This is a genomic window from Halomonas sp. BM-2019 (assembly GCF_017584085.1).
This window is the reverse complement of the sequence record NZ_CP071922.1, coordinates 1,878,900-1,885,620: the sequence shown is the minus strand read 5'-3', so window position 1 is coordinate 1,885,620 and position 6,721 is coordinate 1,878,900. Positions and strand designations below refer to the sequence as shown.

8 protein-coding genes and 1 pseudogene are annotated in these 6,721 nt (G+C 68.5%); 1 reads left to right on the top strand and 8 read right to left on the bottom strand.

The annotated features are described in order from the left end of the window. Positions 1 to 244: 244 nt before the first annotated feature. The 6 genes from acpP to J5F18_RS09490 all read right to left on the bottom strand — a co-directional run bounded on the left by acpP (position 245) and on the right by J5F18_RS09490 (position 4,231). Positions 245 to 478, bottom strand: coding sequence for an acyl carrier protein (acpP, locus tag J5F18_RS09515; protein WP_008956801.1), 234 nt, complete (start codon positions 476 to 478; stop codon positions 245 to 247). A 132-nt stretch (positions 479 to 610) separates the two neighbouring features. Beyond that, positions 611 to 1,354 (bottom strand): 3-oxoacyl-ACP reductase FabG, encoded by a 744-nt coding sequence (gene fabG / locus J5F18_RS09510; RefSeq protein WP_346301997.1) that lies wholly within the window; start codon positions 1,352 to 1,354, stop codon positions 611 to 613. Between the two features lie 30 nt (positions 1,355 to 1,384). Next, positions 1,385 to 2,338, bottom strand: coding sequence for an ACP S-malonyltransferase (gene fabD, locus J5F18_RS09505; RefSeq protein WP_346301996.1), 954 nt, complete (start codon positions 2,336 to 2,338; stop codon positions 1,385 to 1,387). 4 nt (positions 2,339 to 2,342) lie between these two features. After that, the gene (gene plsX / locus J5F18_RS09500; RefSeq protein ID WP_346301995.1) at positions 2,343 to 3,458 is read right to left on the bottom strand and encodes a phosphate acyltransferase PlsX; all 1,116 of its coding nucleotides are present in this window, start codon (positions 3,456 to 3,458) and stop codon (positions 2,343 to 2,345) included. A gap of 42 nt (positions 3,459 to 3,500) precedes the next feature. Next, positions 3,501 to 3,671: a 50S ribosomal protein L32 gene (rpmF, locus tag J5F18_RS09495; RefSeq protein ID WP_346301994.1), complete on the bottom strand. Its 171-nt coding sequence runs from the start codon at positions 3,669 to 3,671 to the stop codon at positions 3,501 to 3,503. 32 nt (positions 3,672 to 3,703) lie between these two features. Beyond that, positions 3,704 to 4,231: a YceD family protein gene (locus J5F18_RS09490; protein ID WP_346301993.1), complete on the bottom strand. Its 528-nt coding sequence runs from the start codon at positions 4,229 to 4,231 to the stop codon at positions 3,704 to 3,706. A gap of 127 nt (positions 4,232 to 4,358) precedes the next feature. Between J5F18_RS09490 and J5F18_RS09485 the strand changes: the two genes are divergently transcribed. Further along, positions 4,359 to 4,949, top strand: coding sequence for a nucleoside triphosphate pyrophosphatase (locus J5F18_RS09485; protein WP_346301992.1), 591 nt, complete (start codon positions 4,359 to 4,361; stop codon positions 4,947 to 4,949). 205 nt (positions 4,950 to 5,154) lie between these two features. Here J5F18_RS09485 and sppA read toward each other — a convergent pair whose 3' ends face one another. Next, entirely contained in the window at positions 5,155 to 6,258 is a 1,104-nt protein-coding gene (gene sppA / locus J5F18_RS09480; RefSeq protein ID WP_346301991.1) for a signal peptide peptidase SppA, read from the bottom strand. Between the two features lie 3 nt (positions 6,259 to 6,261). Then, a pseudogene (locus tag J5F18_RS09475) lies at positions 6,262 to 6,721 on the bottom strand (HAD hydrolase-like protein); the annotation flags it as partial.

The following is a 6,721-nucleotide window of genomic DNA, read 5'->3' as shown; positions in this document are numbered from 1 at the left end:
TGACCAGCCCCAGACCGGTCACCACTACCCTTCTACGTGCCATCAGTGTTCCTCCAGACATCCAGTACGACGGGGCTCCCGCTCGGGGAGCCGTCCTTTGAGCGCATTATACCGAGTCTCCCCGCCCTGTGCCGCCCTGACAAGCCCGCGGATAACGAGCGCCACGAAAAAGCCGCCCCTTGGGCGGCTTCCTGAGGGGGCGACCCCCCCCGAACTCGACAGGCGGCATCGACCGCCACCAGGCTCACTGGTGGGCGTTGACGTAGTCGATGGCTTCCTGGACGGTGGTGATCTTCTCGGCTTCTTCGTCGGGAATCTCGGTGTCGAACTCCTCTTCGAGCGCCATGACCAGCTCGACGGTATCCAGAGAGTCGGCACCCAGGTCCTCGGTGAAGGAGGAACTGTTCTGGATGTCTTCTTCCTTGACGTTCAGGCGCTCGGCCACAACCTTCTTCACGCGCTCTTCGATGGTGCTCATTATGACGTACTCCAGTCGTTCACATTGGCCGTTCAGATAACCAGCCGCTAGGGTTCCAGATCCGCAGGTTAGAAGCTGCGGAGTAGTGTATAGACGCCCCGGGGCCGGCGCAACCGCCTGCCCCGCGGGGTCTCAACGCATGTTCATCCCGCCGTTGACGTGCAGCGTCTCGCCGGTGATGTAGCTCGCCGTGTCGCCGGTGAGGAAGCCCACGGCGGCGGCGATCTCCTCGGGCTGGCCGAGTCGGGCCAGCGGAATCTGGCCCAGCAGCATCCTGTGCTGCTCCTCGGGGAGCGCCTCGGTCATGTCGGTGGCGATAAAGCCCGGGGCCACCGCGTTGACGGTGATGGCGCGCGAGGCCACCTCGCGCGCCAGGGCCCGGGTAAAGCCCTCCATGCCCGCCTTGGCGGCAGCATAGTTGGTCTGCCCCAGGTTGCCCATGGTGGCCACCACCGAGCTGATGCTGACGATGCGCCCGAAGCGCGCCTTGGTCATGCCGCGCAGGCACGCCTTGCTGACGCGATAGACGGACTTGAGGTTGGTGTCCACCACCGCATCCCACTCCTCCTCCTTCATGCGCATCAGCAGGTTGTCGCGGGTGATACCGGCATTGTTGACGAGGATGGTGGGTGCGCCGAACTCCTCGCCGACGGCCTTGACCAGGGCATCGACGCTGGCCTGGTCGGTGACATCGAGCCGGCGTCCGGCGCCCTGGATGCCCTGCGCCTTGAGGTCGGCGTCGATTCGCTCGGCGCCGGCCTCGCTGGTGGCGGTGCCGATCACGATGCGCCCCTGACGACCCAGCTCATGGGCGATGGCGCGGCCGATACCGCGACTGGCGCCGGTAATCAGGGCAACTCTCGTTTCGGTTGTCATGGTGATTTCACCTTCATCCTGAGGAATGGGTCAGCCGTTGGCTACGCCGCGGGCCAGCTCCAGGGCCGCTTCCAGGCTGTCGGGATCGTTGACCGCCAGCCCCTTGCTGCCCCGGGCGATACGCTTGCCGAGGCCGGTGAGCACCTTGCCCGGCCCGCACTCGATGAACACTTCGGCGCCACCCTCGACCATGGCCTCGACGCAGGAGGTCCAGCGTACCGGCCGATAGAGCTGCTCGATCAGCCGGGTGCGCAACGTCTCGACATCGGCATGGGCCTGGGCGTCGACGTTCTGGATCACGGTGTAGCGCGGGGCGCGAAGGTCAAGACCGGCCATGGCGGCGGCCAGCCGCTCTGCGGCCGGCTCCATCAGCGCACAGTGGGACGGCACCGAGACCGGCAGCGGCATGGCGCGCTTGGCGCCGACCGCCTGGCAGGCGGCGATGGCGCGCTCCACGGCGGCCTTGGCGCCGGCGATCACCACTTGCCCGGGGGCATTGTAGTTGACCGCCGAGACCACTTCGCCCTGGGCCGCCTCGGCGCAGGCCTGCTCCACGGCGACATCATCGAGGCCGAGGATCGCCGCCATGCCACCCTCACCCACCGGCACGGCGGCCTGCATCGCCTCGCCGCGCAGCCGCACCAGCTTGACGCCCTCGGCGAAGGACATGACGCCGGCGCAGACCATGGCACTGTACTCACCGAGGCTGTGGCCGGCCATAGCGCCGGGGCGCGGGCCTTCGAGTTCCTGCCAGACCCGCCAGATGGCGACACTTGAGCTGAGCAACGCAGGCTGGGTACAGGCGGTGGCGTTGAGGGACTCCTCGGGCCCCTCCTGAACCACCTGCCAGAGATCATAGTCGAGCGCGTCCGAGGCCTCCTCGAAGGTGGTGCGCACCACGCTGTAACGTTCCGCCAGCTCCAGCAGCATGCCGACCTGCTGGGAACCCTGCCCGGGGAACACGAGGGCGAGGGATTGAGTCATTGAGTCACCTTTGCTCTTGTTGGCTGTCATCGTTACCAGGACGTCCCGGCACGAGGATGTCGAGATCGCTGGCGACTCGACCGGATTCGCCGATCGACTCGCCAGCGCCCCGCCTCGGGGCAAGTCCCGCCTCCAGACGACGCGGCAAGTCGTGCCGCACCTCCTGGACAGCCCTCAGTACCGCATAGTGGAAACCGACCGCATCGGCGCTGCCATGGCTCTTCACCACGATACCGGCCAGACCCAGCAGGCTGGCGCCATTGTAGCGTACCGGGTCAAGCTCGCCCTTCAGACGGCGCAGCGCCGGCCGGGCCAGAAGACCGACCAGGCGGCTGCTCCAGTGGGCCTCGAAGGTGGCCTGGACCCGAGTCACCAGCATCCGCGCCAGGCCTTCGCTGGCCTTGAGCACGGCGTTGCCGACGAAACCATCACAGACCACCACGTCCAGGTCGCCGGAGAAGATGCCGTCACCCTCAACGTAGCCGCGATAGTCGATCCCCGGCAGTCCGCGCAGCCGAGCATCCGCCTCGCGCACGCTGGTCGTGCCCTTGGTACCCTCGACCCCCACGTTGAGCAGCGCCACCCTGGGTGACGCGAGCCCATCCACCTGCCGCGCCATCATCTCTCCCATCAAGGCGAAATCCACCAGGCGTTCGGCGGACGCCTCGACGTTGGCGCCCAGGTCGAGCAGGTAGCAGCGCCCCTGACGGCGAGTGGGGATGGCGGTGCTGATGGCGGGACGCGGAATGCCCGCCACGGTCCCCAGCACCTGGCGCCCCAGCGCCATCAGCGCACCGGTATTGCCGGCGCTGACGCCGGCCGATGCCTCGCCGGCTGCCAGGGCGGCCAGCATCCGCGCCATGCTGGACGCCTGGCCCCGCCGCAGGGCCTCGGACGGGCGCTGCCCAGGGGCAATCACCTCGGGGGCGTCCACGACTACCAGACGCGAGCCTGCCGCGGCAAGCCGCCGCGGCAGGCAGGAGACCTCCTCCTCCAGCTGGCGGCGAGGGCCATACAGCTGTAGGAGAAGACGAGGATCCTGGAGGGCAGCGCTGGCCGCCCCCCTCACGGTGGCACGGGGACCGAGGTCACCGCCCATCGCATCGATGGCGATTCGCACGAGGGGTCAGCGGTCAGGAGTTACCGACGGTGCGTCGTCGCCTCAGGCGTCGACGACCTTGCGGCCACGGTAGAAGCCGTCCGGAGCGACGTGATGGCGCAGGTGGGTGGTGCCGGTCTCCTTGTCCTGGGACAGGGCCGGGGCGCTGAGGGCGTCGTGGCTACGACGCATGCCGCGCTTGGAACGGGTCTTGCGGTTCTGTTGAACTGCCATGGGATGTCACTCCAGAGTGAAACGATGATGAATCAGGGTTTGCCCTTGAGGTGCCGGAGCACATCGAAGGGACTCGCTGCGGGCTCTCGGGACGCCTCGGCATCCTCCCCGCTGGTCAGCTGGTCGCGAGAGACCTTGCAGTCGACCTCGTCGTGGTAAACCACCTGAGGCAGGCTGAGGATCAATTCATCCTCGACCACCGTCAGCAGGTTCAGCTGTTCGTCTTCCACCAGCACCGGCTCATGGGTGCTGGGCAGCTCGGCTGCCAGGGCATCGCTGGTGACCATGCCCAGCAGGAACTCGCTCTCCACGGGCTGCGCCAAAGGCGAGAGACAGCGCCGACACGGCAGCTGCAGCTCCGCCTCCAGGTGGCCGCGGATCTCGCGACGCCCCTGCGCATCGATGGCAAAATCGAGGGTGACGCGCACGTCGCCGCTCTGGGCGCCGACCTCTTCGGCCAGACGCGCGAAGAGGTCAAGGGCCATCAGGCCCTCGAGGCGTTCGGCGCGGGCGGCGAGCCTGTAGGGCTCGACCCTGTGGGGAAGTCGCGTGGTCAACATAGGCGCGCAATAATAGGCACTCCCCCTGCCGCTGTCAAAAGCCCTGTTGAAAGCCCCTGCTAACGCCACCGCAGGATGCCCGCTTCGCGCCACCCTCCGGCGCCAACCCCGACCAGGAAGCCTGCCCATGCCTCGCCTCGTTCTTGCCTCCGGTTCCCGATGGAGACGCCAGCTGCTCGACCGCCTGCAGCTTCCCTACGCCTGGCAGAGCCCTGATATCGACGAGGCCCCGCACCCTGGCGAGGCCCCCACCACGCTGGTGCATCGCCTGGCCCTGACCAAGGCGCAACGCCTCGCCGAGGCCTGGCCCGATCACCTGATCATCGGCTCGGACCAGGTGGCACTCTTCGACGGGGAGATCCTCGGCAAGCCGCGTGATGAGGCCGCCGCGCGGGGCCAGCTGGCCCGCTTCTCCGGCCGCCGCGTGCGCTTCCTTACCGGCCTCGCCCTGCTGGACACGGGCAAGGGGCGCCACTGGGTGACCCACGAAACCTATGAGGTGGTGTTTCGCCGGCTCGGCGAGGCGGAGATCGCCCGGTATGTGGCAAAGGAGCGGCCGCTGGAGTGCGCCGGCAGCTTCCGCATGGAGGGGCTGGGTATCGCCCTGTTCGAGCGGCTCGAGGGAGACGACCCCAACACCCTGATCGGCCTGCCGCTGATCCGCCTCTGCGCCTTGCTGCGCGAGGCGGGGCTGGACCCCCTAGCGCCTAGCGCCTAGCGCCTAGCGCCTAGCGCCTAGCGCCTAGCGCCTAGCGCCTAGCGCCTAGCGCCTAGCGCCTAGCGCCTAGCGCCTCAGGATGATGTCTGCTGCCTCTCAGGCGTCAAGCGGTTTCCCACCGACCTCGACATCTGCCGCCCGTCACTGAGCGGCTGGGCGCTAGGCGCTTGCAGCTAGGCGCTGCCCGAAGGGCGGCTGGGCGCTGTCAAGGCAGCTGATAACGCAGCGGCGAGTCGGCCCGGGGCAGCCCCAGCCACTCCAGGGCCACCCGGCCGAACTGGCGCGTCAGGCGCTCGAAGGGATCCAGGCGCGGCGTGTAGTCGCGCACCTTCGGCTCCGGCAGCCGCTCCCGGGCCAGGCCGCCCAGGCTGCCGATACCGTCCACCAGACCGAGCTCCACGGCCTGCTCGCCGCTCCACACCAGCCCGGTGAACAGCCGCTCGTCGCTGGAGAGGCGATCGCCGCGCCCCTTGCGCACCGCATCGATGAACTGCCCGTGAGTGGTCTCCAGCACCGACTGCCAGAACTCGCGCTGCTCAGGCGCCACCGCCGAAAAGGGATCGAGGAAGGCCTTGTTGTCGCCGGCGGCATAGACCCGGCGCTCGACGCCCAGGCGATCGATGGCCTCCTCGAAGCCGAAGCTGGCGAAGATCACCCCGATGGAGCCCACCAGGCTGGCCGGGGCGACCACGATCTCGTCCGCCGCCGCGGCGACATAGTAGGCGCCGCTGGCGCCGACGTCCTCGATCACCGCGATGATCGGCTTGTCGCCCTCGCCGCGCAGCCTCATGATCTCGTCGAATATCCTCTGGGACTGCACCGGGCTGCCCCCGGGGCTGTCGATCTGCAGCACCACGGCCTCGCTCTCCTCGGCCTCCCAGGCGCGATTGAGCCCGGTAATGATGCGCTCCGCACTGGCCGGGGAGTCCGCATCGATCACCCCCTTCACCTTGACCAGACCCAGGTGCGGGCCCGTCGGCGTGCTGACGCCGGGGCCGATCATCAGGCTGTAGAAGGTTGCCGACAGTGAGGCCAGGATCAGCGCGGCAAACAGGAAGCGGAAGAACAGCTTCCAGCGTCGCGCGCGGCGCTGCTCCACCAGCACGCCGTCGATCCAGCGCCCCATCATCTCCATCTGCTGCAGGCGCTGGCGCTCGCGCAGGGTCTCGGCGTCCTCCGCCGCCCCTACCGCCTGCGCCGGCGGCGTCTGACGCGCCTCGCGCTCGGCACGCGCCTGCTCGGGGGAGCGCTCCTCTCCCTGGGTCCAGGGGTCCTCGGCTCCCGTGCGTTTCGGATCGTCGTCGCTCATGGTTTATCGTCCCTGCAGCCAGTCGAAGAGCTCGGGCACCGCCTCGGCGGTGAAGGTCGGGCGGCTGGCGGAAAGCCGTTCGGGGGCGTGCACGCCCCAGGTCACCGCCACCCGGTCCATGCCGATGGCCCGGGCCATCTCGAGATCGTACTCTCGTCGGCGGTGCGGCTGGCGTGAAACCAGCGGCCGCTGTCGCTTTCGCGAAACACCCGATCGAGGCCACGACGGCTCTTGCCGGTGGCGACCGCCAGACGCTGGCCGACCCGCCCGCGCAGGCCGGTCATACCCGTCTCCACGCCGGAGAAGAAGCGCATGGGCGTGTCGTTACCCTCCACGAAATGCCAGGAGTAGCGGCTGCGCAGCAGCTCGGCGCGATCCGGGTCGATGCCCGGACAGAGGGCGGCGATCGCCTCGGGCAGCCCCAGGCCGATGATATTGCGAATGCTGGCGTCTTCCAGCTCGC

What these genes read in the sequence shown, in the direction of transcription:
- acpP (WP_008956801.1), bottom strand. Translation starts at nt 478, where the DNA reads ATGAGCACCATCGAAGAGCGCGTGAAGAAGGTTGTGGCCGAGCGCCTG.
- fabG (WP_346301997.1), bottom strand. Translation starts at nt 1,354, where the DNA reads ATGACAACCGAAACGAGAGTTGCCCTGATTACCGGCGCCAGTCGCGGT.
- fabD (WP_346301996.1), bottom strand. Translation starts at nt 2,338, where the DNA reads ATGACTCAATCCCTCGCCCTCGTGTTCCCCGGGCAGGGTTCCCAGCAG.
- rpmF (WP_346301994.1), bottom strand. Translation starts at nt 3,671, where the DNA reads ATGGCAGTTCAACAGAACCGCAAGACCCGTTCCAAGCGCGGCATGCGT.
- J5F18_RS09490 (WP_346301993.1), bottom strand. Translation starts at nt 4,231, where the DNA reads ATGTTGACCACGCGACTTCCCCACAGGGTCGAGCCCTACAGGCTCGCC.
- J5F18_RS09485 (WP_346301992.1), top strand. Translation starts at nt 4,359, where the DNA reads ATGCCTCGCCTCGTTCTTGCCTCCGGTTCCCGATGGAGACGCCAGCTG.
- sppA (WP_346301991.1), bottom strand. Translation starts at nt 6,258, where the DNA reads ATGAGCGACGACGATCCGAAACGCACGGGAGCCGAGGACCCCTGGACC.